The organism is Nonomuraea fuscirosea (assembly GCF_003001935.1).
In the GTDB taxonomy this organism is placed as follows: domain Bacteria; phylum Actinomycetota; class Actinomycetes; order Streptosporangiales; family Streptosporangiaceae; genus Nonomuraea; species Nonomuraea fuscirosea.
Map to the genome: position 1 here is coordinate 1 of NZ_PVNG01000083.1, position 1,649 is coordinate 1,649.

Below are 1,649 nucleotides of genomic sequence, written 5' to 3' on the forward strand. Positions count from 1 at the left end.
GGGCGGATTCTATGGATCGTCGCAACACGATCGCTGTGTTGCGACGATCTTAGTGTTCGTAGGTGAGTGCCTGGACGAGCTGGTCAATAGTGGGCGCACCGGCAAACCCGTCTGGTGTCGTGTAGACGCGGCAGGTCAGTCCGTAGGTGCTGGCCACGGAAGGGAAGGGGTCGTGTCCGTCGATGCGGATCGTAGGTGACCCTGGGAAGCGGAGGGCCTGAGCTTCCTCATCTGTCTCGACCGCGTAGAGGTTGACCACCAGATCGGAGCGGTCCGCGATCGTGAGGGCTTTGCTGAGCCGTTCCTGCGCGAGGTGCCAGTTCGGGCAGCCGGCGAAATAGAGCAGTTCGATGTCCACAGGCTCATGATGCCTCGGACTCAAGGGCAGCTGCGAGCAGGCGAGATAGGCGCTGGGCTGGGGTGTCCCAGTTCAGTGTCTTGCGTGGGCGGCTGTTGAGCTCGGCGGCGACGGCGTCGAGCTGGTCGCCGGTGTGGACGGACAGGTCGGTGCCCTTGGGGAAGTACTGGCGCAGCAGGCCGTTTGTATTCTCGTTGGAGCCGCGCTGCCAGGGGCTGGCCGGGTCGCAGAAGTAGACGGGCATGTCGGCGGCGACGGAGAACTCATGGTGACGTCCCATCTCGCTGCCCTGGTCCCAGGTGAGGGATCGCTTGAGATGGGCCGGGAGTATGGCCATGATCTCCACCAGGGCGTCGCGCATGCGCTTGGCGCTGCGGTCGATGGGCAGGTGGACGAGCATCACGTAGCGCGTGGTGCGCTCAACCAGGGTGCCGATGGCCGAGCTGCCGTTCTTGCCAACGATGCAATCGCCTTCCCAATGGCCGGGAACGGCCCGGTCATCGGCCTCGGCAGGCCGCTCACTGATCATCACCATGGGCGCGCTGTAGCGGGGCTGACGCTGCTGGGCCAGGCGGCGAGGCTTGCGCATGGCGCGGCCAGTGCGCAGGGCCTTCGCCAGTTCGCGGCGCAGTTCGCCGCAGCCCTGGACGTAGAGGGCCTGGTAGATGGTCTCGTGGCACACGTGCATCTCCGCCCGCTCGGGGAAGCTCCTGCGCAGGCTCTGGACGATCTGCTCCGGGCTCCAGCGCTTGTGCAGGTGCTCTTGAATGTATGCCCGTAACTCCGGATTCTGCCCGATCTTGCTGGGCTTGGGACGCGGCCGGCGCGCGTCGGCACGAGCCTGTGCCGCGTGCGGCCGGTACTGGCCGTTGGTGGGATGCCGGTTGCGGCGAATCTCCCGGCTGATGGTCGAGGGTGCGCGGCCCAGCTCGCGGGCGATCTCCCGGATCGACGCCTTCTCCCGAACTCTGTCGGCGATATGGATTCGCTCGTCTTCCCGCAGGTAGCGGGACACGCCAGAAGGGGGCACCGCCGGTCGTCTGACCGGCGGTGCCCCCTTCTTTTTCGCCTTGTTCGGTGCCGAGCCGTTCCGCCACCGCTTCCCTGTCCGGTAGTTGATCCCGACGATCCGGCACGCTTCCATGCTGCTGAAGCCTTGATCCATAAGCCGGAAGTATTCCTCCCGTTCACGGGTCAGCTTCCGTCGCCCCTGAGGGGATCGGATCTTGCGGATCTCGAACTCCATCGCACTCCCCGAGCTGGGGTGTTGCGACGACCGCTAGAACGGAAG

At 65.7% G+C, this 1,649-nt stretch carries 2 protein-coding genes; both read right to left on the bottom strand.

Going from position 1 to position 1,649, the window contains the following annotated elements; all coding sequences use genetic code 11:
- Positions 1–49: 49 nt before the first annotated feature.
- A complete protein-coding gene (locus tag B0I32_RS56175; RefSeq protein WP_106253690.1) occupies positions 50–358 on the bottom strand; it encodes a DF family (seleno)protein in 309 nt (102 codons plus the stop codon).
- A gap of 4 nt (positions 359–362) precedes the next feature.
- A complete protein-coding gene (locus B0I32_RS56180) occupies positions 363–1,604 on the bottom strand; it encodes an IS30 family transposase (RefSeq protein ID WP_106253691.1) in 1,242 nt (413 codons plus the stop codon).
- Positions 1,605–1,649: the final 45 nt, after the last annotated feature.

Excerpts from the sequence above, each read along its gene's own strand:
- B0I32_RS56180 (WP_106253691.1), bottom strand. The coding sequence starts at position 1,604 with ATGGAGTTCGAGATCCGCAAGATCCGATCCCCTCAGGGGCGACGGAAG.